The 23,758-nt window shown below is 41.4% G+C and carries 19 protein-coding genes; 6 read left to right on the top strand and 13 right to left on the bottom strand.

All coding sequences use genetic code 11. From position 1 onward, the window contains the following. Positions 1-103: 103 nt before the first annotated feature. The 4 genes from AAG747_RS10530 to AAG747_RS10515 form a co-directional block, all read right to left on the bottom strand. On the bottom strand, positions 104-922 hold the full coding sequence (locus AAG747_RS10530; RefSeq protein WP_346821124.1) for a mechanosensitive ion channel family protein: 819 nt from the start codon (positions 920-922) through the stop codon (positions 104-106). A 412-nt stretch (positions 923-1,334) separates the two neighbouring features. Next, a complete protein-coding gene (locus AAG747_RS10525; RefSeq protein ID WP_346821123.1) occupies positions 1,335-4,784 on the bottom strand; it encodes a caspase family protein in 3,450 nt (1,149 codons plus the stop codon). A gap of 305 nt (positions 4,785-5,089) precedes the next feature. Further along, positions 5,090-5,806: a DUF4197 domain-containing protein gene (locus tag AAG747_RS10520; protein ID WP_346821122.1), complete on the bottom strand. Its 717-nt coding sequence runs from the start codon at positions 5,804-5,806 to the stop codon at positions 5,090-5,092. Between the two features lie 105 nt (positions 5,807-5,911). After that, positions 5,912-6,658, bottom strand: coding sequence for an arylesterase (locus AAG747_RS10515; RefSeq protein ID WP_346821121.1), 747 nt, complete (start codon positions 6,656-6,658; stop codon positions 5,912-5,914). Positions 6,659-6,921: 263 nt separating this feature from the next. On the opposite strand from AAG747_RS10515, the gene AAG747_RS10510 reads away from it, so the two are divergent. Continuing rightward, positions 6,922-8,766, top strand: coding sequence for an ABC transporter ATP-binding protein (locus AAG747_RS10510; RefSeq protein ID WP_346821120.1), 1,845 nt, complete (start codon positions 6,922-6,924; stop codon positions 8,764-8,766). Positions 8,767-8,788: 22 nt separating this feature from the next. On the opposite strand, the gene AAG747_RS10505 is transcribed toward AAG747_RS10510, so the two are convergent. Next, positions 8,789-9,025: a hypothetical protein gene (locus AAG747_RS10505; protein WP_346821119.1), complete on the bottom strand. Its 237-nt coding sequence runs from the start codon at positions 9,023-9,025 to the stop codon at positions 8,789-8,791. A gap of 228 nt (positions 9,026-9,253) precedes the next feature. Then, entirely contained in the window at positions 9,254-9,985 is a 732-nt protein-coding gene (locus tag AAG747_RS10500) for a hypothetical protein (RefSeq protein WP_346821118.1), read from the bottom strand. 356 nt (positions 9,986-10,341) lie between these two features. Here AAG747_RS10500 and AAG747_RS10495 point away from each other — a divergent pair, with 356 nt between their 5' ends. Both AAG747_RS10495 and AAG747_RS10490 read left to right on the top strand, forming a co-directional pair. After that, complete coding sequence (locus tag AAG747_RS10495; RefSeq protein ID WP_346821117.1) at positions 10,342-11,097, top strand: DUF547 domain-containing protein; 756 nt, start codon at positions 10,342-10,344, stop codon at positions 11,095-11,097. Between the two features lie 236 nt (positions 11,098-11,333). Continuing rightward, the gene (locus tag AAG747_RS10490; protein WP_346821116.1) at positions 11,334-11,630 is read left to right on the top strand and encodes a hypothetical protein; all 297 of its coding nucleotides are present in this window, start codon (positions 11,334-11,336) and stop codon (positions 11,628-11,630) included. A gap of 108 nt (positions 11,631-11,738) precedes the next feature. Here the strand turns inward: AAG747_RS10490 and AAG747_RS10485 are convergent, their stop codons facing one another. The 5 genes from AAG747_RS10485 to AAG747_RS10465 all read right to left on the bottom strand — a co-directional run bounded on the left by AAG747_RS10485 (position 11,739) and on the right by AAG747_RS10465 (position 19,683). Next, a complete protein-coding gene (locus AAG747_RS10485; protein WP_346821115.1) occupies positions 11,739-13,952 on the bottom strand; it encodes an FG-GAP-like repeat-containing protein in 2,214 nt (737 codons plus the stop codon). 165 nt (positions 13,953-14,117) lie between these two features. Then, positions 14,118-15,170, bottom strand: coding sequence for a ferrochelatase (gene hemH / locus AAG747_RS10480; protein ID WP_346821114.1), 1,053 nt, complete (start codon positions 15,168-15,170; stop codon positions 14,118-14,120). 189 nt (positions 15,171-15,359) lie between these two features. Next, positions 15,360-17,639, bottom strand: a complete 2,280-nt coding sequence (locus tag AAG747_RS10475; protein ID WP_346821113.1) for an ATP-binding protein — start codon at positions 17,637-17,639, stop codon at positions 15,360-15,362. A 290-nt stretch (positions 17,640-17,929) separates the two neighbouring features. Beyond that, positions 17,930-18,481 carry an acyl-CoA thioesterase gene (locus tag AAG747_RS10470; RefSeq protein WP_346821112.1) on the bottom strand — a complete coding sequence of 184 codons (552 nt, stop codon included), beginning with the start codon at positions 18,479-18,481 and terminating at the stop codon, positions 17,930-17,932. A gap of 146 nt (positions 18,482-18,627) precedes the next feature. Continuing rightward, complete coding sequence (locus AAG747_RS10465) at positions 18,628-19,683, bottom strand: PA0069 family radical SAM protein (protein WP_346821111.1); 1,056 nt, start codon at positions 19,681-19,683, stop codon at positions 18,628-18,630. 269 nt (positions 19,684-19,952) lie between these two features. Between AAG747_RS10465 and AAG747_RS10460 the strand changes: the two genes are divergently transcribed. Then, positions 19,953-21,155 (top strand): 3-dehydroquinate synthase, encoded by a 1,203-nt coding sequence (locus AAG747_RS10460; RefSeq protein WP_346821110.1) that lies wholly within the window; start codon positions 19,953-19,955, stop codon positions 21,153-21,155. Positions 21,156-21,264: 109 nt separating this feature from the next. Here AAG747_RS10460 and AAG747_RS10455 read toward each other — a convergent pair whose 3' ends face one another. Both AAG747_RS10455 and AAG747_RS10450 read right to left on the bottom strand, forming a co-directional pair. Next, complete coding sequence (locus tag AAG747_RS10455; protein ID WP_346821109.1) at positions 21,265-21,579, bottom strand: NTF2-like N-terminal transpeptidase domain-containing protein; 315 nt, start codon at positions 21,577-21,579, stop codon at positions 21,265-21,267. A 470-nt stretch (positions 21,580-22,049) separates the two neighbouring features. Continuing rightward, positions 22,050-22,178, bottom strand: a complete 129-nt coding sequence (locus AAG747_RS10450) for a hypothetical protein (RefSeq protein ID WP_346821108.1) — start codon at positions 22,176-22,178, stop codon at positions 22,050-22,052. Positions 22,179-22,918: 740 nt separating this feature from the next. Between AAG747_RS10450 and rplM the strand changes: the two genes are divergently transcribed. Both rplM and rpsI read left to right on the top strand, forming a co-directional pair. After that, the gene (gene rplM / locus AAG747_RS10445; protein WP_346821107.1) at positions 22,919-23,362 is read left to right on the top strand and encodes a 50S ribosomal protein L13; all 444 of its coding nucleotides are present in this window, start codon (positions 22,919-22,921) and stop codon (positions 23,360-23,362) included. After that, a complete protein-coding gene (rpsI, locus tag AAG747_RS10440) occupies positions 23,362-23,748 on the top strand; it encodes a 30S ribosomal protein S9 (RefSeq protein WP_346821106.1) in 387 nt (128 codons plus the stop codon). Before rplM ends, rpsI begins: the two co-directional genes overlap by 1 nt. Positions 23,749-23,758: the final 10 nt, after the last annotated feature.

The raw sequence follows: 23,758 nt of genomic DNA, 5'->3' as shown, positions 1-23,758 counted from the left end.
TTTGCTCGTTTCAGAGCAAAAGCAATAAAGTTTAAACATGCTTCTACATCTACCAATCAGCGCGATTGGCTACTTCGACAGATACTTCAAATGATTAAAAAAATTATTTTTGATAGATATGTGCATCGACTTGTGGGAAAGGAATACTCACTCCTTTTTCATCAAATGCCTTCTTCACTTTTTCCTGCATATCAAAGTAAATATCCCAATAATCCACCGCTTGGCACCATACCCTTACGGCAAAATTCACAGAGCTATCGGCCAATTCACTTACTCTGACAAACGGGGCGGCCGGCTCCTCCAACACCCTATCATCAGCCGCAATCAGGTCCAGGATAATTTGCTTGGCCTTATCGATATCGTCACCATAGCCAATACCAAACGACATGTCCACTCTTCGCAACTCCTCCGTAGAATAGTTTACAATATTGCCGGAAGCCAAAGGGCCATTAGGGATGATAATCGTTTTGTTATCAAAGGTTTTCAATACGGTAGTAAAAATTTGTATCTCATGTACTTTCCCTGTATACCCTTGTGCTTCAATCACATTCCCTACTTTGAAGGGTTTAAAAATTAAAATCAGGACGCCACCGGCAAAATTCGAAAGGCTACCTTGTAAGGCTAAGCCCACAGCCAAACCGGCAGCACCGAGAATGGCCACAAAAGAGGTGGTTTCCACACCCACCATCTCCGCAACGGAAATCAACAATACGGCCTTCAACAATACTCCCGAGACACTCTTCAGAAAGGGCGTTAAGGAGGGATCTACTTCTTTTTTCTGTAATATTCTGGCCATCATCCCCACAATAGAGTTGATGATGGACCAACCCACAATCAATACAATAATGGCCAACAATACTTTTGGCGCATATTCCATCAATAACCGGATGCCCTCATCTGTGTAATTGTTCAACTGTTCCATAGTAGTCTCATTTTATAGGTTTTAAATGTAAGAGTCTCTTTAAGTTAAGGTTCGTATTTGATTTGTTGGTACAAATTGGTACTTGATACAGCGGAATGTATTGCAAAAAAGAACGCTAATATTACTTCGGTGGATTTTTTTTGTAAAAGTAGAAAAACAAAATTTAGTGCTGTAAAAATTCTATTATAAGATAGAAAATATTAACAATTATTGCTTTAATATCATTATAATATTTACCATCAATTCTTTGCCCAGGTCAAAAAGTCTCTTTCAGATAAAAAGAATACCTTTTCCTAAAAAACTTGATGCAAAAGGACCTCGATACCCAATAAAAAGGAAAGCCCGCTACTTCAAGAGTAAAGGGCTTTCCGGAAAATTTGTCAATAACGCTTTATGGATGAGTAGTTTTTCTCTAATAGGTCAATACAACACGTTGACCTTCTCCGTGGACTTCAGGGGTTTGTGTCCGGTTATTCAACCTGCGAGCCATATACGGCACTTGTTCCAATAAATATTGGCGCAACTCAGCTAAGGTTAATTGTTTATCCCGGTTGCTATCGGCCATGCCTTGCAAACCTTTTAAGAAAAAGTAAGTGAACAAGGAATGCTTTTTCTCAGGATACCAGGATGATACCTGATCGCCCAATGCCGAGGTAAACACCATCGAGTTCGGGGCGTTTTTAATCCGGGTTTCCGTATTGATAAACACCGGAGAGATGTTTTTTAGCAACATCCCTTTTTCGGAAGAACCGCTAAAACAGGCATCGATCACAATGGTGAGCGAACGATAAGGAATTTGTGCCAGGTTTTCATAGAAGGTCTGAATGGAATACCCGTTAAAGGCCACCAAAGACGGATCACAATCTACCGGAACGAAGAAGCCTTCTTTGCTTTCCGGGTCGGGGGCCCCATGCCCGCTGTAAAAGATAAACACGTCCGACTTGCCCGATTTTACCAGGTTGAAAAGGCGTGCCTTGTGGTTGTCTTTTTTCCCGAAGGTGCTGTTAAAGTCGGCTTGGGAGGCATTGGGCAGGTATAAAATATTATTTTCATCAAACCCCAAAGCTTCCACCAAGTATTTTTTCATCACTTGCGCATCCTGAATGGCGTAATCAACTGTAGGGACATCGCTGTTTTTATAATCGCGGTTCCCAATCACCACGGCAACGGCATCCGGATTTTGCCGGCCGGTACGGGGAATATTGCGATCTACATCGGAAACCAAACTGACCGTTTGAATATCCTTCGCTTTTTCCACCGTTTTAGAGTTTAGGGTCACCGACTGAGTAGTTGCCAATTGTTCATTTAACTCAACGGACATCACTTTCCGGCTGCCGTACTGCCCTGTCTTTTCACTGAGTTTAGCCGTTACGGGAACGGTCAATTGTCCGTAGCGTTTATTGGTAAAAAATTCAAAATCGATCACTTTACTCTGCCCACTGGCCAAATTACCAAGGCTGAAACGGGCCTCTCCGGCAGAAAACACATTCGGAGGCAATTCCAACTGCAATTCAATCTTTTCCGCATTGCCCTGACCGATATTTTGCACGGCCAGTTTCAAAGTAATGGGTACTCCCAAACGCATCTTTCCGCCCATGACACTGGTAAAATGATGATCGACAATGGAAATTTGCGGAGGCAAAAAAGCCCTGGTCGGAATACTCAGTTGAATAGGGTCCGCATCAAACCCGTTTTTCTCCAGTACTTGAATTTCAAAATCGGCTTGCCCGGAAGAAAGGGTAGTGTTGCCACTGACCGGCAATTTAACTGTCAGCCGTTTCCCGGGGGCTAACGAACCGATATATTTTGACGAGGAATATTCCAAGCCTTCTACACCTGACAGTTCTTTCAATTGTACTTCCAGGTCTTTGGCTTCTCCTTTTCCCTCATTGACGAGATCAAAGGTAATATGAGCACGCTCTCCCCCATCAATGCTGTTGTCGGAGTCCTCATCTAATAATTTCAAATTTCCCGTACTCAAAAAAGCGGGAGCGGTAAGGGTAGTCGTAGTTGTGTTGGACGTTATAATGCCAGGCTTCGTAGTATTCAGGTAGTTAACAGTGAGGTAATCTACTTGTAATTCTGTAGATTGGTTTGCTAAAAAACCTATTCGCTTTCCATAAAACGGAGCATAGGGCATGGTATGGACCAGTACTTCATTGATAAACAAATAGTACTTCCTTCCTACTTTTCTTACGGTTAGCTTGTTAAAGCCTTCCACATCAACAGGCCCTTTTTTCCAGTTCATAAAATAGTGCCAAGTATCATGGTCAATTTTACATACCCGGTGACTTCCGTAGTCATTATATCCCAAACGGTAATCGCTGTTTTGTTCTTTTCCCCAAATCAAGCCGTTTAAATACCCTTGCTCCCCATGGGTTAGTACTTTTAACCGGGTTTCAATTTCAAAATCTCTGGACTCGTCAATGTCCACTGCATAATGCCAACTCCAAGCTCCGAAGGACCGCAAGTGATTCAATTGGTAATACCCCTTTTGGATGTAGGCTGTATATTCCTGATGCTCACCGGTAGGCCAACTGTTCGAATTATTATCAAAATGCTCCGAAAATACCTCTGTTTGTTGAGAGGCCGAATATGCATGGTAACTTGACGGAAGTTGGGATTGTAAATTACTTTGGTTTTGAATTTTATATATTCTCAAATAATCAATGTGAACCGTTGCATAAGGGCCGGCCATAAAGGCAATCCGCTGATCGTAAAAAGCTTGGTGAGGCATCTGATAGACCCATTCCTGATTGATAAAAAAATCGACCACTTTACCTGTTTTCCGGATGGTCAAAGTATTGTACCCATCAGGGTGGATAGCATTGCTCCTTGTCCACTCTTTGTACGGAATAAACTTCCCTTCGTATTTGTCGACCTTGAAAGACCCGTAAGAGTTAAAGCCAAAATTCAATCCGTTGGTGGTTTTGCTTTCGTAACCCCAAGAAATACCACTCAAATACCCTTTACTTCCCCCAATCAGTTTGATCCGGGTTTCGATTTCAAAGTCCTGTTGTTCTTCCATAGACACTCGCATGCTACTGATGTTATTTTTATCATTGAGCGATTTCCAGGAATAATACCCTCCGGTAACTTTCCCGGAACGCTTGCCTGCAGTTCCTGAGCTCCAGCCGTTCCGGTTATCACTGAACTCTTCGGAGAAAACCGTTTTTTTCTGAGAGGAAGGTATGGCAAAATAATCCTTGGCAACAGAAGAAGAGGATAAATAGGAAACACGAAAATAATCCGCCCTGAGTTCGGTATTGCCTGACACCATCAAGCCCATTTTTTCACCGTAAAAAGGTTCAAAGGGAAAGGTCTTCAAAAGCTCTTCATTGATGAAGAGGTAGTACGTATCCTTCCATTTTCGCACGGTAAGTTTATTATAGCTATCCGGAAGGATTGCCTTGGATGCTTCCCAGGGGATCAGGCTTTCATACTTCCCGTTTTTATACCTGGCACTGCGTTTTTCTCCGTTTTTATTAAAACCTAAGGTAAAAGCATCACCCTTTTCATCTCTTCCCCAAAAGAGCCCGTTAAAATCATACATATTGTCAGAGGAGGCGATCATCACACGGGCTTCGATTTCAAAATCCCGGTGGGTATTCAGTTCCACTGTTTGCCAACTCAATCCGGAGCGCTCAATAACAGATTTCCATTCATAATACCCATGGGTTACTTTGCCAAACCGCTCTCCTGACTGCCCTGTGCTCCACTCTTTGTTATTATTCAAAAATTCATCTTGAAATACCGGAGTTTTATCCTGAGCCGTAAAATCTTGGTAATTGGATTGGGCATGAACAAATGCGTATGAAATAGTAAGAAGCATTGACAGATAAGTACATAATATCGACTTCATCTTTTACCAGGTGTTTTTCTTAAATAAAGTACAACTTGTGTATAGGTACCGGAAGAGAACTATAATTGAATATACGTCTCCGTCAAAGATAAAATATTACATAAATATGCAGTAGGTTGAGATGTTAATCCTACTTAACTCAATTGAAGTGAATGGCAAGCTGCTTAGCATAAATAAAAAGCCCATGGTGAAGTTACCATGGGCCAGAATATAACTAATGGAAAAAATCAACATACTTAAAATAAACGATTACTTCTCTATTACTGTGTTTGAATGATTATCCAAATACTTGTTTCATGTTCGGCTTATTTACCGCCAAATACTTTTTTAAGGAGATCAGTGGTACGGGCTACCGGATCTTTACGGATCAATTTCTCCTCTTTGGCTACCATATGAAAAAGCCCTTCGATCGCTTTTTCGGTTACATACTCTTCCAAGTTGGGATTCACTTTTTTGATAAAAGGAATTTTGTTGTACCGGGTAAATACATCGTCCCAGTATTTGGTAGCATTGACGTTTTCCAATGCTGCTGAAATGGTGGGTTTGAACACCCTTGTCAATGAGTCGGAAGTTGTACGTTGTAAATATTGAGTAGCGGCATCTTCTTGTTGTCCCGTGACAATATTCAGGGCATCCTGAATGGTTAACTGCTTAATGGCTGACACAAAAATAGGCGTAGCATCTTTTGCCGCTTGCTCTGCGGCCCGGTTCATCGACAGAATTGCCTTATCCACCATTTCGTTCATGCCCAAAGCTCTCAACTGGGTTTCCACTTTTTTGACATTGTCGGGAAAAGGAATTTTGATGGCCGTATTTTTAAAATATCCGTCTACCTCTGATACATTGTCCACTCCTTTTTTAATTCCTTGTAACAAAGCATCTTTGATTCCCTTTTCGGCTTCTTTTTCCGAAATATTGGAAGAGGATTTCCCCCCGCCTCCAAATAAGTCTTTTAAGAATTGAGCTTCAGAAGCTTGAACTGAAATAAAAAATAAAAACAATACGAAAATTGTGCTTTTCATAAGAATCTAATGGTTGTTATACATTTCGAATATACGGAAGAAGGAGTTCCTCGGAACACTCCCGGCGAATACTACCGTCTGATCAAAAAATAAACGCATCTGCTTTTAACCTATAATCAAGTAGCTTCTCAAATATTTCCAGACATTGTCCGCAATGATTTTGTGCCCTTGCTCATTTGGATGAATTTTATCTGACAAGTTGTATTCCGGGTTTCCCCCTACACCTTGCAAAATAAAGGGAATTAACCGAACATTCTTCTCCTTTGCCAGTTTTGGATAAATTTTTTTGAATGAAGTAGTATATTCCTCGCCTAAATTAGGCGGCACTTGCATACCAGCCAAAAGAATGATTGCTTCCGCGTTCTTTTTGCGAACGATATCAATAATCTCCGAAAGATTTTGATACGTTTCTTCGGTTTTAATCCCCCGTAAGCCATCGTTGCCCCCCAACTCTAACACAAAAATATCCACTCCGTGAAGGATCACCCATTCCACTCGGTTTTTTCCTCCGGCCGTGGTTTCCCCGCTATTACCGGCATTCACCACTCGGAAGCTATTCAACCCTAGCTCGCTAATTTTTTGCTGAATTAATGCAGGAAAGGCTTTATCGGCATTCAAACCATACCCTGCCGTAATGCTATTGCCAAAAAAAATAATTCTGGCTTGACCGGCTACCGGGGAGGGGGGAAGATGCTCAAAAGAATGACGGGATGGTTCGTCTTGTGACTTCTCTTGAGCGATCTGTTCTTTTTTCACCTGGGAATTGCAGGCAAAAGCTAGTGCAAGAAATACCAACCAAATGAGCGAGACTGTTTGGTTTGATAAATTGTTTTGAGATACATATAACTTCATAAAGCTAATTTTGAAAAATGTAAAAGTGGTTTTTTGAGTAAAAAAAGCCTGAAAGGGCTCAATATCAGTTTCCTTAGGTGTTTATTAAAACCAATAACATTTCACGAGGATCAGTTTCAATTTTTTGAGAGTATGTGTAAATTTTATTCCGGAACTAAAAAATCAGGACTCGGAAACTCCCATAACGGCCTCGGTAAAATGTCATGGACTTCTGAGAGCTGAGGAAGCGTAAAAATATGCCTTCTAACTTATTTTAAACATTTATGCGAAAACCTCAAGCTGCAAATAACCGGCAAAAATCAAACTTCCAGTCTTTTCGCCAGCAACTGGATGCCTTGAAAAACCTGCCTCAATTTTTCCGTTTGGTCTGGGAAGCCAGCCCTTGGATGACTTTGACCAATGCGGGATTGCGTCTGTTCAAATCCGCGTTGCCCCTGGCCATGCTCTATGTAGGCAAACTCATCATTGACGAGGTAGTTCTGTTAAGTGGCCAAGAAGACGATCCGCCACTTTCCCGGCTTTGGGGGCTATTAGCCCTGGAGTTTGCCCTGGCCATTGTATCAGACCTGATGAACCGGGCCATCACCTTACTCGATAGTTTATTAGGCGATTTGTTTTCTAACATCACTTCCGTGAAATTGATCCGCCATGCGGCTACCCTTGACCTGCATCAGTTTGAAGACGCAGCTTTTTATGACAAATTAGAACGTGCCCGTAGACAAACCGTTGGCCGGGTCGTGTTGATGTCACTCACATTTTCTCAAATTCAAGAGCTGATCACGCTTATGTTTTTAGCCACTGGATTGGTTGTGTTCAACCCTTGGTTGATCCTGATTCTGATCATTGCCGTAGTTCCCAGTTTTATCGGAGAAACTCATTTTAATGAAAAATCATATTCCATTTCCCGGCAATGGACGGCAGAAAGAAGAGAACTGGATTACTTACGATACGTTGGGGCCAGTGACGAAACGGCTAAGGAAATCAAAATTTTCAACCTGGCAGGTTTTCTGGCAAATCGCTTCAAAAATGTTTCGGACAAATATTACCAAACCAATAAAAAATTAGCCGTAAAAAGAGCCACTTGGGGTAGCTTGCTCACTGCTGTGGGAACCGTCTCCTATTATGCCGCTTATGTTTTTATCCTTTTGGCTACGGTAGCCGGTAGCATCACTCTGGGAGATTTAACCTTCTTGTCCGGCTCCTTTAACCGGATGCGAAATAGCTTGCAAAGCATTGTTATGCGGTTTGCTGACATAGCCGAAGGAGCCCTTTATCTTAAGGACCTGTTTGACTTTTTTGACATAAAACCCCAGGTCAAATCCGGTACGAAAAACTACCCGGTTCCCCGGCCTATTCAAAAAGGATTTACTTTTGAAAATGTGGGATTCCAATATGACAACAATAAACGCTGGGCCGTAAGAAACTTGTCTTTTCACTTACAAGCCGGAGAGAAATTAGCCCTGGTAGGAGAAAACGGAGCGGGAAAGACAACCTTGGTTAAGCTATTGGCCCGCTTGTATGACCCTACCGAAGGACGTATTTTATTGGATGGCATTGATCTGAAAGATTACGATTTACAAGACTTAAGAAAAACCACCGGAGTGATCTTTCAAGATTATGTCCGGTTTCAAATGACTGCCTCCGAAAACATTGCCGTAGGCAATATCCAAGAACAGGAAAACAAACACCGCATCAATGTATCGGCATATAAAAGCCTGGCCAATACGGTAATTGACAAATTGCCTGACCGCTACAAACAAGTATTAGGCAGGCGCTTTGCCCAAGGAGTGGAACTGTCCGGAGGCGAATGGCAAAAAATCGCCTTGGCCAGAGCCTATATGGGTGAAGCCCAATTGCTGATTTTGGACGAACCTACCTCTTCCTTGGATGCCCGGGCCGAACATGAAGTATTTCTACGTTTTGCCAAGCTCATTCAAGGCAAATCCGCAGTGTTAATCTCTCATCGTTTTTCTACAGTGAGAATGGCAGACCGGATCTTGTTTTTGGAAAACGGACAACTCAAAGAGCTGGGCACACATGAAGAATTGTTGGACAAAAAAGGAAAATATGCCGAATTATTTCAGCTTCAAGCCCGAGGATATCACTAAATGCCGGCACCTGTTAGCAAAACTATTTTTGTTTTACCCCGAAGTTCCAGGAAGAGAACCTTTTGTACTCACCATTGGCGGAAGAATACAGGATGACTTTTACAGGCCTGCGGGTCTTTTGGTAAATTTGTTTTCCGCGCTGTACCATGGCCAATATGGATTTACCTATCTGATCCATAGAAACATCCATAAATTCCAATTCGCGGCTTTCCATTGAAGAACTGAGAACCAGCTTGTAACTTTTGTCAGGAATGTGCATACTATTTTGGTTTTTGAAGGAAATAGAATTCAACCTGCACCTTAGCCCACCCTTCTTTTTCTATTATTTGACTTTACACTAGTATACACTTATTCTTCCTAAATAAATAGCAAAGATTATTAATATGCGTTAAATCAAGCTAATAAAACTTAACCTGGAAGCTAATAGGGAAAACCAAGCATAAATCGTGATGAGCCAATACCAAGGAGTATTTCTCACTCATACAGACTAATTGTTAATCACTATGTTAATACAGTTTTCGGTATATTTCTTTTGAAGAATCAGTTGGATGGCTTCCGCTTTGCTTTCCGCCTTGCCCACTTTGTGCAGCTTCGCTCCTTCACCGTTAATCGTCCAGACATCATTCTTAGCCGTCCAGGTAAATATATCTTCCCCGGCCCGGATATAGCGGTGTTTTTGGTTGTTACGAAACACAAAGCTTTCCATAATATCTTTGGTGGTGGTTCCCTGAGGAATGGTGGTTTTCGTCACAAAATCATCTTCACTCCCTTGGCCTTCAAACAGTTGGCAAGGACAAATACTCAACAGTTTTTCATTTTCCACTTCTACTATACTCATATATAGAATCCGCCACCCCTCTTTTTGTTTTTTGGCAGTAGCTGTCACCAGTTGCGTCCCCTTCTGCATGAGTTTCCCTTTGTACTTATGCTCATACGTATCGGTAAACCGGATAATACCCACATCTTTGGCTTGTACGAAAATATCCGACACGGTGATATTGTGTACCGTGGTCAGTTCATTGCGAGCCAAGTTACTTAATTGCTCTTTTAAATCTTCATAGGTATTTTGTTCTTTGCGGATTTTCCCGTTGATATTAATCCGCGTGACATCACTGATCATCTGTGGATGGTAATATTGCAAAGCATCATCTACATTGGAATCCGTACTTTTATAACTGGAAACCTTCGTGGTAGCAAGGGTGACTAATTCTCCGAGCATCTTTTTATCCTCGGGATTCTGAGCATAAACTGTATAATTGCAAACAAATAGGATTAGGAGAAAAAATATCCGGGTATTCATGGTTTTGAGATTCTTGGTGAGGGAAAAAACATGTACTCGTCAGATATGCATAACAATATAATCACAAGCACATACAATCACAATGAAGACATACAAAGAATTTAGGCACTTCTCTACTCCTTATCGGAAATGCTCACCGCCATCAGAAAGACGGTTTTTGGGGAGTATTTTGTTGAATACCCTGCCTTTTTAAATACATCCTAAAAATGTAGTAAGTTCTCACAATTGTCAAACCGATGACAGCTTTCCAAGATTTAAACTTGTACTTTAGTCCTATGAGATGGATCTTATGGATGTTGCTTGCCGGTAGCCTGGCGGGGTGTTTTCAGGTAAAATACAGCGGTTCCGATACGCAACCGGTTGAGCACAGTCTTTGGAACGCGCTCTTACATCAACATGTCTCTCCGGAGGGCAAGGTGGATTATCAGGGGTTTATGCAGGATTCTCTGCGGCTCCAACGTTATCTCACGCTGATTTCTTCCGGCTTTCCCAACGACAAATACTGGTCGGAAAACGAACAACTTGCTTATTGGATCAATGCCTATAATGCCTTCACCATACAACTGATTCTAAAAAATTATCCTGTTCAGAGTATTAAAGAGATTGGCCCAAAGCTTTCCATTCCTTTTGTAAACTCCGTTTTTGATATCGAATTTATTCGAATAGGGGATCAACTACTTTCATTGAACCATATTGAACATGGCATTTTGCGCAAACGCTTTGAAGAGCCCCGGATTCATTTTGCTATCAATTGTGCTTCCGTATCCTGTCCTGACCTTCGCCCGGAAGCCTATACGGCTGAACAACTGGAAGAACAACTCCACCAACAAGCGGTACGGTTTATCAACGATCCGCAAAAAAACCAACTAAGCGAAGATCAGGTAAGGCTTTCCAAAATTTTCCAATGGTTTGAAAGTGACTTTACCCGCCAAGGCTCCTTACTTCAATTTATCAACCGCTACGCTCAACATCCGGTAAACACAGCAACCCCGATCCGCTTCTTAAACTACAACTGGCATTTGAATGAATGACTTCCGGTTGTTCCATGCCTGCATAGAAATACTCTAACTATAGCTTTATTACCACAAAATGGTGAATCATTCCCCAATTTCGGTTAACATCAAGCCCCTTCCAAAATAACTAACATATTGATTTTCAATACTATAAAAATCAACAAAAAACTGGAATCCTTTTAGAAATTATAGTAAGTAATTAAGAAAATTATTCTACTAAAAATTGACTTTCACTTATGAGAAAAACAGCGTTAATGTTATTAGTTAGTGTATTCACTTTAGGTTCAGTATTCGCCACTACTTTTTCTGCTTCTGATGTGGCTATTACCGTAAGTGTACAAGACGACAAAGTTGAGATTTCAAAAGACGAGCTACCTGAAAAAGTAAGCACTGCATTTGATGCTAGCAAGTATGCTTCGCTTACTTTGGGCAAAGTTTACAAAGTAACCAAAGATTCCGGTGAAGTCGTTTACCAATTTGTATTAGCAGATGCCGATGGTAACGAAGTCGTGGCTGCTTATGATGCAGAAGGAAGCGAGATCGAAGAATAAACCTATTTTTCCGTTGCGTTCAGCAAAATAAAAAAGGGAGGCGTTAGTGCCTCTCTTTTTTTGTACCTGCTACTGGCATAAATCACTTTCTCTTCCTGGTCGTTCCGGTTAATGTTGTACCAATACTTTTTTTGAAAAAGTCCCCGCTTCACCATAAAAATGCACGATATACAAGCCTGAGGGCCAATGATGGGTAGTAATAGAAACAGTTGTTCCGCTGCTGATTCGGATATTCTTGAGCATTAGTTTTCCTGAGACACTGTAAACGGCCACTTTCATTTCTCGATTGGTTATTATCCCAAACCGCTCATTGGCCGGATTGGGCATGATCAAAGCATTGGGCTGCTCACCCAAATTCGGGCCGTCAATAGGGGTCGTAGATTTTAACAGATGAACTCCTCCTCCGGCAGTTCCCACCAGTAAATAGTTATCCAAGGCTACCGGGGCCACACTCCTTCCGAAATAATGAGCAACTTGCTCTCCCTTCATGGAATTGGCAACCAAGTGACTGGTTACCGGAAACTCTCCATCCAAATGATCTTGAAAATCATTGACAATGACCAAGCCTAGCTCTCTTTTTTCACTTTGAAATTCTGCCAGAATCTGCCTTCCCAATATTAACTCCGGCTTGCCGTCTTTTTTCAAATCGGCAACACTAACAAATAAATTTTTCTTGTAAAAATCATCTTTTACCCCTCCCAGCGAGTTATTTTCCAATGAAAAAGTATCATTGCCTTCATTTCGATAATATTTCAAGGCCCCGCCATAAGTTCCTACCAACAAGTCGGCTTTTCCGTCTTTGTTTACATCAAAGAAGTAAGGATGATCATCCGGCCGCAACGCAAGATTTATTTCTTGCCTTTGCTCCAGGTCAAATTGATAGGTACCTCCTTGTGTATTGGTATTGATCACATACCAAAGCGAGGCCCGGTTTGATTGAGGCTTGGTACCGGAAATCACCAAATCCGGCACTAAATCCTGGTTAAGGTCTATAAATTGTACAGACAAGTATTTCAGTTGCAGAAAAGAAAGATCAAGATAATCATGGTTAACCAGGGTAAAGGCGGGCTGTTCGTTATCCCCGGTATTTTCATACAACTGTACGGTAGAATAAAACTGGTTTCCTTCCTGTTGCTGTCCTTTACCGGAAACAAACAGATCCAGATCCCCATCCCCGTCAAAATCGGCTACGGCCGGACGTATATCCTCTCCGGCTTCAATCATTTGATCTTGCAAAAAATTCGTTTGGCTCAATTGGAAATCCGGCTGTTCATCGCTCCCTTGGTTTTTATAAAGATGATTGGAATTCGTAAAATCCATCAAAAGGGCTTCATTTTTAAAGGTGTTGGGAGCGACCAACAAATCTTTGACTCCATCAAAATCCAGATCCAAATGAAATGCTGCCGGGAAAATGTAAAAATTGACGGGTTGACCGGCCGGAAAGTTTATATTAGCCTGATCAAACAAAGGGACATCCGGCTTTCCTTGGTTTTCCATATACACTAAGTTATTACAGCTCACCTCTCCAATCACCAAATCCGTTACCTGATCGCCATTCAAATCCGTAGCTAAAATGGCCGAACCTGCATGCAAGATTCCATCGTTGCGGCAAGCCCCTTCCCCGTTGAAAATATAGGTTTCGCAGTCACCACATTCTTCAAAGTTCCCCCAATAGTTCGTAGCCTTTTCAAATTCCAATTGCTCACTGTTGCCATATTTTTCTTGACTCAGGTTCTTATGAAATTCTACCCGCCCACCTACCTGAGGGATAAATGTCAAAATATCCAAGTCCCCATCATTGTCCACATCCCTAATCGCAGGAATATCCGTAAGATCCACTTTCAGATTAATGGGATTACCAGCCAGACTAGTCGTTAAAATAGGATCTTTAAACACCTCCCATTCGATCGTTCCCGGAGAGGGACTTACATTTTTAAAAACTTTTACCCCATTGTTGATGGGTACAAACAAATCTTTCTTTCCATCGCCATCGAAGTCAGCGAGTATCATCCAGGCATCCACTACCGGAAAGAATACTTCGTACTCCGGTGTATACCGGTAGGTCTTATCTTTTTGTAAAAAGGTAGAAAACTTACTAGTGGTACGATCAAAAAGCACTAAATCTTCCAAACCATCCCCGTCCAAATCCATGGTGTTAAACTGGGTAGCATTCAGCCCTCCGGCCCAGGGATTTAGCAAAGAGGTCTCCTCACTTATTTTTACTTCTACAGAGTCCGTAAAGTAATAAGCAAAGGGCGAAGCAGTTTGCCCCAAGAGTTGGTTACACCACAATAAACATAGTAAAAAAGAGAGTATACGCATGGTCAAGTGCTTTTGTAAGGGTTGCTTGTTCTTCTTAGACACTCTTGCTTGGGGAAAGGTAGAAAAAAACCGTCCGGATTTCAAAAAACCGGACGGTAGCATTTTATCCTTTCTCGACATTGTATTGGTAATACTACCTCACACAAGCCGCTTTATAGCAAGGGATTAGTTTTGGTTTTCGGCCATAGCAGGAGTATGAAAAACCGCCCTTTGTAACACCAACTCTTTCAATGTCTGAATCCACAAAGGATGATCATTCAAACTTTCCACCAATTGCAAATGTTCCCCTCCGTGTTCTTGGAAAATCTCTTGGTATTCCTCTCCGATTTCAATGATCGTTTCCAAACAATCCGCAGTAAAAGCCGGACTAAAGACCAAAAGTTTTTTACAACCCTTTTCTGCCTGTTCTTTAACTACCTTATCGGCAAAAGGCTCCAGCCAAGGATCATTCCCCAGCCGTGATTGAAAGGCCACCGTATATTTTTCTTCGGGGATTTCCAGGCCACGGGCAATTTGCCGGGCCGTTTCATAACAGACTGCTTTATAGCAAAACTTGTTGTCATCCGTTACTTCCGCTTCACAATTATGGTCTTCGCACAAGCCATCGTCATACACTTTATCCACTTGCCTGACGGGTAAGCCATGAAAACTAAACATAACATGGTCGTATTCTTTATGAGGATATTGCTTGCCCCGTTCCAATAAGGCCTGAACAAACTGCGGATGATCGTAATACTGGCTGACGAAACTGATTTCGGGAATCACCCACCATTTCCGGATGACTTCCATTACATTTTGCAAAGCTGATCCCGTAGTGGAAGAAGCATATTGTGGAAATAACGGTACGATGATCAAGTGTGCAAAATTCATCTTTCTCATTCGCTCCAACACTGATTCAATGCTGGGGTTTTTATAACGCATCGCGTATTCCACATGAAAATCATCGCCCAACTCTTGTTGCAAATGCTCACTGGCTAACCGGGTGTAGTGCAATAAAGGAGAGCCCTTATCCGTCCACAACTCCTGATAGATCTTTGCCGACTTAGGTGCCCGGAAGGGAACGATGATTAAATTAACTAACAGTTTTCGCATCAACCAAGGAATATCGATAACTCTCGGATCATTCAAAAACTGACTTAGATAACTACGGACATTTTTTACTGAAGGGCTGTCCGGAGTCCCCAGATTAACCAATAATACTCCTGTTTTATGCTTCATTGGATTTGGATATCTATTGACCATTGCGATCACACAAAGTTACTAGGCTTAGGGCAATTCACAAGCGATATTGCCTTTGCCCTTTTCTGTTAGTGTAGCTAAACAATTGTCAAAGGATATTGTTTTCAAAATTTTATACGGAGTGCAATATCTACTCAGGCAAGGGGGATAGTGAGAACTTTTTCAATTTTAACAGGCTTCATTATCAGTAGGAATATACACCTCAAACACGGTTCCCTCATCCACTTGGCTTTGAAATGAAATATGGGCTCCCTCGATTTTCTCAATGACCTTTTTAACCACATAAAGTCCCAATCCGTTGCCATTTCCCACCCGTCCGTTGGCCCGGAAAAACATATCAAATACCTTTTTTTGATACGTTTTTGCAATGCCTTGGCCATTATCTTCCACCCGGATCTGAACTCCTTGCAGGTGATTCTCCACTCTTACCTTGACAAAAGGGTGGGTTTCTCTTCGGTAAACAATTGCATTTTCTATGAGGTTGTAGAGAATGGAATGGACTAAATGCTCACGTTCGCAAAAGGAAATCCTTTCCGATAGTTCCAACTGAAAATCAATCTTATAATTCGTTAAAGGATACAACAATTGGTTTTGAATTTCGGACACTAATTTCTCAAAATCAATGAATACCGGAGGCAATTGCTCTTCCAAATTTTCGCTAACGTCTATCAGTTTTTTCAACATGCCGTCCATCCCCATGATGGTATGATTGATCATTTTAAATAATTCAATATATTCGTTCCGGTCTTGTGTCAGCTTACTGACTTCCACCAGCCCCAATAAAGTTGTAAGCGGACGTCTCAAATCATGAGAAGAACGGTATAAGAAGGTATCTAACTCCTCATAGGCCACTTTTAACTGTACGGTTCTTTCCTGCACTTCTTTTTCCAGGTTATTATTGATATGCTCCATTTGCTGGTTAATCTTTTGAAGCTGCTGGTTTTGCGACTGAATGTATTCTTTCTGAAGGGAGATTTCTTCTTGTTGTTGGCGAAGCTCTTCGTTTTGGGCCTGGATTTCATCCATATTTTCATAAATATTGTGCCCCATCCGGGTGACTTGCAGCTCTATTTCTCCCGAAGGATTTAAAAGCGGATTGGAAAAATCCATTCGTTCGTATTCCTGAAGTACCCGGAGAATTTCGTTCAAATCTTTACCAATTTTTTGCTCCAATAATTTCATCACCCGGTTAATCTCCTCTTTCAGATGTACCAGTTCAGGATTATACCCTTCCTCTTGTAAACAGTCGGAAAGTGTTCCCTGTTGAATATGGGCGGTCAGGGCCCGCATTTCGGCTATCAACCGGCTATCTTGAGCAATCCCTTCTTTGATGTGAGCGACATTTACATTGACAATACCCGCCATCTTTCCGAACTCATCGTCATTGATTACCGGAATCGGGTCCACATGATCCGTTTGCCGGCTCAAAAAGTGGAAAAAATCGGTAAGCCCTTGTTTTAAGGCAAACAAAGGATGTAATACAAGTTTGTTTACACCGATAATACTCACCGCTATAATCAACAGGGTAATCAGCAAAGCCCAAAGTAAATTTTGTAACAACAAAGTATAGTAAGGAGCCAACACTTCATCTTCGGAAATTTCCACCAGCATATACCAACCGTACTTTGAAATATACCGTTGCATCAACCACATTTTTTTTCCGGCTTTTTCATATTCGTAAATTCCCATTTCAGAAGCCAGAATCTGAGGCGCGATGATAGACAAACCCGGCTGTTGATTGATATTTTTGGCAGGGTCTTGTTCATTATTGGTGTCCATCAAAGAGGAATTCCGATGGATTTTAATAAAGCCGTTCCGGTCAACCATAAAGGTATTGCCAAATTTTCCCACCGGCTGGGAAGTAACCAGGCGGACAATATCTTGCAGGTCCATGGCTACATCTGCCATTCCCAAAAAAGTCCCATTCAAATCGAAAACTTTGTGATTTACATAAAAAGTCAGGGGCATCTCCGACAAGGCTTTATTGGTATCGATGTTAAATTCCTTGTCTCCAAGTTTATTTTTAAAATTGAAATACCATATATCCGTATTGGGGGTGACTTTTCGGGCAGGCCGGGTATTGGAATACAGCCAACGTTTATTTTCCGGTACTATGTGTAAACTTTCAATATTGTAACTGCGGGCCAATTCCCTTAAAAAGGGACAAATGACTGCCGTATCCTGTACTTCACTTTTCATAAAATCATGGATAAAACGGCTACGGGACACAAACTCTGACAACAATACCCCCTGATTCAAATGTTCGTTGATCGCTAAAAAGGCATTGTCCACCAAAATGGGCAATTCTTTTTCAAAGACTTTTTTTCGAATATTTGTGCGGACAGAATAGAAATTAAAGACACTGTTCCCTAAAAAAGATAGGAAAATCAGTAAGGAGATGACCAGGGTAAGTTTGAATTTTAGGCTAAGGGAATGGAGTTTTTTCATCAGTGTACAAACCGCTTATTGCTGACTCTTAAATACCTTCCGGCACAGTGCTACAGGCAATATTCCAGAGCGTTTTTTTCATCAATTCCGACTTACAATTTAATGCAATTTCCCGTTTATCAAAAGCCCCTTTTCATATTTCTTTTGTATAAAGTTCCGGTTATACTGGCCGGTTGGCAAGGTGTTAAGTAATTATCAATACCTTAAAAGTTGCACATAAAAATAGTCCTCAATCCTGAAGCCAGCATTGAGGAGCAAGGTAAAATCAAAGAACAGGCTTGTACCCAGTGTTATAAATCTATTTCACACCGGTGGCCTTTGAGCAGTTCCAAGTCTTTCTCCAATTGGAAGTGGGATTTTTCCCGGTTCATTTTTGTCTGGTAAGTGCTGGTAAGTTCTTTTCGTTTGATGGCTTCGGCAAACCGCCGGATGTCTTCCCCGGTTTCCAGCTTCAACGGAGGCACCTTTACCGGCCGGTCGTCTTCCCCTTTGGCTACCATGGTGAAATAACTGGTATTTGTATGTTTGACTTCCCTTTGTTTTACATTTTCCGCGATTACTTTTATTCCGATAATCATCGAAGAATTGCCTACATAATTGACCGAAGCCATCAGGGAAACCAAATCTCCCACTTCTACCGGCTGTAAAAAATCTACGGTATCCACAGATACGGTGACACAATACATCCCGGAGTGTTTGGTTGCACAGGCATATGCTACCTTATCCATTAGGGACAATAAAATTCCTCCATGAATTTTACCACCGAAATTAGCATATGAAGGGATCATCAATTCGGTAATGGTGGTTTGTGACTCTTTGGGTGATCTGGCAGTTTCTATCATGTACTTGAATAATTTGAATTAGGATAAAGTTGCTTAAAATTATAGAGGAAACCATAATTAACAGCATAATAAGCAGAGAAAAAGACGATAAAGCGCTATAGTAGGAATACACTACAGGTATTATCATTTCCAACCTCAGTAGCTACTCAAAACAGCCTCAAGGTACCGTTTTTTCTAAAACGGTTTAAATCAAAAGCCGGTAGTTGGCGGTCTTTCATATACTTGCCTTTGGCCAACATAAAAAGTTGCCGGATACTTTGAGCCATGACCCCTTCACCTTTCATACGCGTACCAAAGCGTTGGTCCCCCACATTTCCATCGTGCAGTTCCGCAATCTGCTTCCAAACTTTGTCTGCCCTATCGGGAAAATTTTTGTACAGCCAATCTTTAAATAATTCCGCAAGAGCCCCATTCAAACGTACTACGGTATATCCGGCCGTCAAGGCACCATGTGCCGCAGCCTGCTTTACCAGCTCAGGAAGTTCGTGGTCATTTAAGGAGGGAATCACCGGAGCCGTCATCACTCCTACGGGAACACCCGCAGCCGTTAATTGTTCTATGGTTTCCAGACGTTTGGCCCCGGTAGCAGTCCGGGGTTCCATGACTTGTCGTAAGCATTCGTCAAGCGTAGTCAAACTGATCATCACATGCACCAACCCTTCAACAGCCAAATCACTTAAGATATCCAAATCGCGTAAAACCAGGCTGTTTTTAGTGATAATCCCTACGGGATTGCCAAATTGGGCAAAAACCTTTAACAACTCCCGGGTAATCTTCATTTGCCGCTCCAAAGGTTGATAAGGATCAGTATTACCCGAAAGCATCACGGGAGCGACTTGCCAGTTTTTTGCCGACAGCTGTTTTGCTAATAGTTGAGGAGCTGCCTTCTTCACTACTATTTTACTTTCAAAATCCCAACCGGCACTAAACCCCCAATACTCGTGAGACGGCCGGGCATAACAATAAATGCACCCGTGTTCACAACCTTGGTAAGGATTAATCGAATAGTCAAAAGGGATATCCGGACTCTTGTTGACACTAATGATTTTTTGAGGATTTTCATAAAATAGCTGTGTGGAAGGGGCCACCGGCAGTTCATCAGCGTTCTCCCACGGGTCTTGTTCATAATAAGTCTTATGATAGCGGTTAGGGGTATTTTGCTGAGCCCCCCGGCCCTTGTGGTAAGGAGTTGTAGGATCCATGACGTTGTTGACATTACCGTTAATGTAAAAATACAAAAAATAAGATCCGATGAAAATTCACTAATTTTAAACAAGTATTTTTTAAGCATCCGCTCCCTATTTGCAAATTCTGCGGGCAGGAGTGATGTTTTAAAAGTATAGCTTCTATCTTTAAAGTCAATTTGACTAATATTAATTTCTATATAAAAAAATAAGGGCGGTTTAAACTTTGTTCGTAAAGAAGTAGCACCTCATTTGAAAACCCGAAATGAAGTGTAGCTTTTCGTTCAATGTTTATCAATTTATCGAGAAGATATAAAACGAAAAAAATGAAAACTATCCAGCAATCCTTTTCCGTTGCTTTTCAATACCCCGTGTTATTCACCCAGCAGCTATTTTCCCCGGAAAACCTTACCTTATCTCAGATGTTTCCAACATCAGAGCAACAGGGCAAACCCAAAATTGTATTCGTCATTGACGAGGGGGTAGCCCATTGTCACCCTGCACTTTCCGGACAAATCGCCACTTATTTCCAGCATCACTCACAACATGTGGAACTTTATGGCGAGCCTTTGATCATACCGGGTGGGGAAGCCTCTAAAAACGATTCCAGACACTTACAAACCCTTCTGCAACTTATCGAAAAGCAAGGGGTAGACCGGCACTCTTACCTGGCCGCCATCGGAGGAGGAGCCGTATTAGACTTGGCCGGGTTTGCGGCTGCTATCGCTCACCGGGGCATCCGTTTGATCCGTATCCCTACGACTGTACTTTCGCAAAACGACTCGGGTGTAGGGGTAAAAAACAGTATCAACTATTTTGGCAAAAAGAACTTTCTGGGCACCTTCGCCCCTCCTTTTGCCGTCATTAACGACAGCCAGTTTCTCAATACCCTGGACGACCGTGATTGGCGGGGCGGTATCGCTGAAGCCATCAAAGTAGCCCTTATTAAAGACAAAGCCTTTTTCGAAGACATCTGTGAAAATGCTGAGGCCTTACGGCAACGTAAAATGCCCCCCATGGAATCCCTGATCCACCGTTGTGCCGAATTACATGTACAACATATTTCCAGTGGCGACCCCTTTGAAATGGGCTCTTCCCGCCCCTTGGACTTTGGCCACTGGGCAGCCCATAAACTAGAGCAGATGACCTCTTATCAACTGCGGCACGGTGAAGCGGTGGCCATAGGCATTGCCCTGGATGTCACTTACTCCTACCTGAAGCAACTGATTTCGGAGGAAGAGCTGCAAAAGGTGATGCAACTGATGGAGGCTTTGCAGTTGAAAATTTTTGTTCCGGAACTGTTGCAAGAAAAAGAAGGAACTTTGGAAGTACTCAGAGGCTTGGATGAGTTCAGAGAACATTTGGGAGGAGAGCTCACCATTATGTTGTTGCAAACACTGGGCAAAGGCAAGGAAGTTCATCAAATAGATCGCAACCTTATGAAAGAAGCCATCAAACAGTTAAAAAAATTTCAGGGAATAAAAGCTTAATCCGGCTATCAACCTGAAACGGCAACATCGAAAAACATACCAACGAGAAAAGGGGCATTACGCCCCTTTTTCAACATTACATTACTAAACCAAATAGTCGTTGCCTGTTTTATTCCAATTCATTGCCTTCCGGATCGAAAGATACTGCTACCTCTTCTCCAGCTTGGTTTGTCAACACAAACTGATACTCCACCTCACCGGAAGCTTTAGATACTTTATAAACTTTGCTTAGTTGCAAGCTTGCATATGCACTTCCGTCAAATGCTGTGCTTACTTTTTCAGGTAGGTCATCTTTGGTGATTTCCACTTTGTCATCTTGCATGACAACTATGTTTGCGGAAGTTTTTTCTACTGGCAATGCAGTGGCAAATGCCGTGGCAAATGAAAATACACTTACTAATACTATTAACGCTGTCTTTTTCATAGTGAAGTTTATTTTAAAGTTTAATTAATTTGTTTACCTACTCATTACACTAAAAAAGATCCAATTTTTTAAAAACCCTTTTATGCACTGAAAACCAGTTAATTATATATAATTGAATACATTTTGGATTTATCGAAATTTGAGGAAGATATCGTCAACCTGTGGCACTTTGGTATCAAAAATACCCTAATGTTAAAATTATTTAAATTATTTAAAATCAATATTTTACACCCAAAACCCGAGTAAAACAAGAGAGTAGGATGTACCTTTTTTGATCAGGCCCGGATGAAACCGAACTTATATCAACAATTACCTCATATCTTCATTTGGTTTCAACTTGCCTCTTCTGATTTTTTCACTCGACAAAGGGCATAAAAAAGGGGCCTGAGCCCCCTTTGAAAATTTACAAGAATTATGTGATTAAGCTCTGAAGAATATACCGTTGTTGACCTAGGTGTTTTTCCCATACATTAATCCAGTTGATTGCCTTCCGTATCAAAAATCACTTGGACCTCTCCTCCATTTTGATTGAGCAACACCAACCGGTACTCTACTTTTCCTGTCTTTTTGGAAATTTTATACAATTTGTTCAGCAACAAACCGGCATAAACACTTTCCTCATAAGCCGTTTTTGCTTTTTCCGGTAAGGCGTCATCTCCATCTTGTTATCCTGTAAAACGAAAACTTTGCCGGATGCTAAGGCTTGGCTGAGGAGTGGCTAATAAATTTCCGAAAGAAAATACACCGATCAATCCAATTAACATTGCTTTTTTCATAGAAGTGGTTTAAACGTATATGACCGAAAATGGAATCAAAATCGACTCATCAAGGCTATTGTTGAAAAAAGGAACACAGAGGAGGCGTGTTTGAAAGATTTTTCAGGAAAAAGAAAAGGGTTAATTCACTTCATAGTGAAGTTTATTTAGTTTAAAGTTAAAAGTGAATTTTCACTTAGCTTCTTCTAAAAAGACTTCAAATTCATACCTTTTTATAACTCACTGATTATCAATATAAAGAAAGCCATTGAATATATTTTAATTTCTCATAAATGCTTGAGGAACAAGTCGCCAACCTGGGGGAATGTACCCTGAAAATCTACCAATGCTAAAAAAGCTAAAAAGCAATCCTTCCGGAATTATCCGAATGTACTCAACCAATTCATTCATAACATTTTGCAAAGATTAATTAACTATATATCTTTGCACTCCTTTTTGGGGGAAAGTGTGTTCAAAAACAAGGCAAATTCCTGCTGACAAGCAAGGCTAATTCATTGATTTTAAGCACCTTCCTACAAAAAGATTGAAATGAATTTTTCAACCTTAATTAAACATAGTATAAAGTGGATACTTTAAGTTACAAAACAGTTTCTGCCAATCAAGGAACTGTAAACAAAGAATGGGTAATCATTGACGCCCAGGATTCTACTTTAGGACGCGTAGCTTCTGAAGTAGCAAAGTTGATCCGCGGTAAGCACAAAACTAATTTCACTCCTCATGTAGATTGCGGAGACTTTGTAGTCGTAATCAATGCAGATAAGGTGAAACTTACCGGATCAAAGTGGGACAACAAGGTGTATTTCACATACACTGGCTACCCGGGAGGCCAAAGGGCTCTCACTCCTAGAGAATTATTTGCGAAAGATCCCATCCTGTTAGTTGAGCGCGCTGTGCGCGGTATGTTGCCTAAGAACAAATTAGGTAAGAAAATCTTCAAAAACCTTCATATTTATGTAGGTAGCGAACATCCTCATCAAGCACAACAACCTAAAGAAATCAAATTATAATGGAAGTACTTAACACTATAGGAAGAAGAAAGGCATCTATCGCACGTATTTATGTTTCTCAAGGTAGTGGAAATATCACTGTGAACAGCAAGGAGTTGAAGACTTATTTCCCTTCAGAAATTTTGCAAACCATAGTGAACCAGCCTTTGGTACTTTGTGATGCCTCTGGCAGCTTAGACATCAAAGTAAATGTAACCGGTGGAGGAGTAACCGGACAAGCGGAAGCGATTCGTTTGGCCATTTCTCGTGCCTTGGTGGAAATTGACGCTGAAAACCGTGGCAAACTGAAAGGTGAAGGCTTTCTTACTCGTGACCCTCGTATGGTGGAACGTAAGAAGTATGGTAGAAGAAAAGCAAGAAGGAGATTCCAGTTTAGCAAGCGTTAATTCCTCATCA

This window comes from Rapidithrix thailandica, assembly GCF_039710355.1.
GTDB classification, from domain to species: Bacteria; Bacteroidota; Bacteroidia; order Cytophagales; family Flammeovirgaceae; genus Rapidithrix; species Rapidithrix thailandica.
Note: the sequence above shows the minus strand (reverse complement) of the source record. Positions and strands in the feature narration are given on the sequence as shown.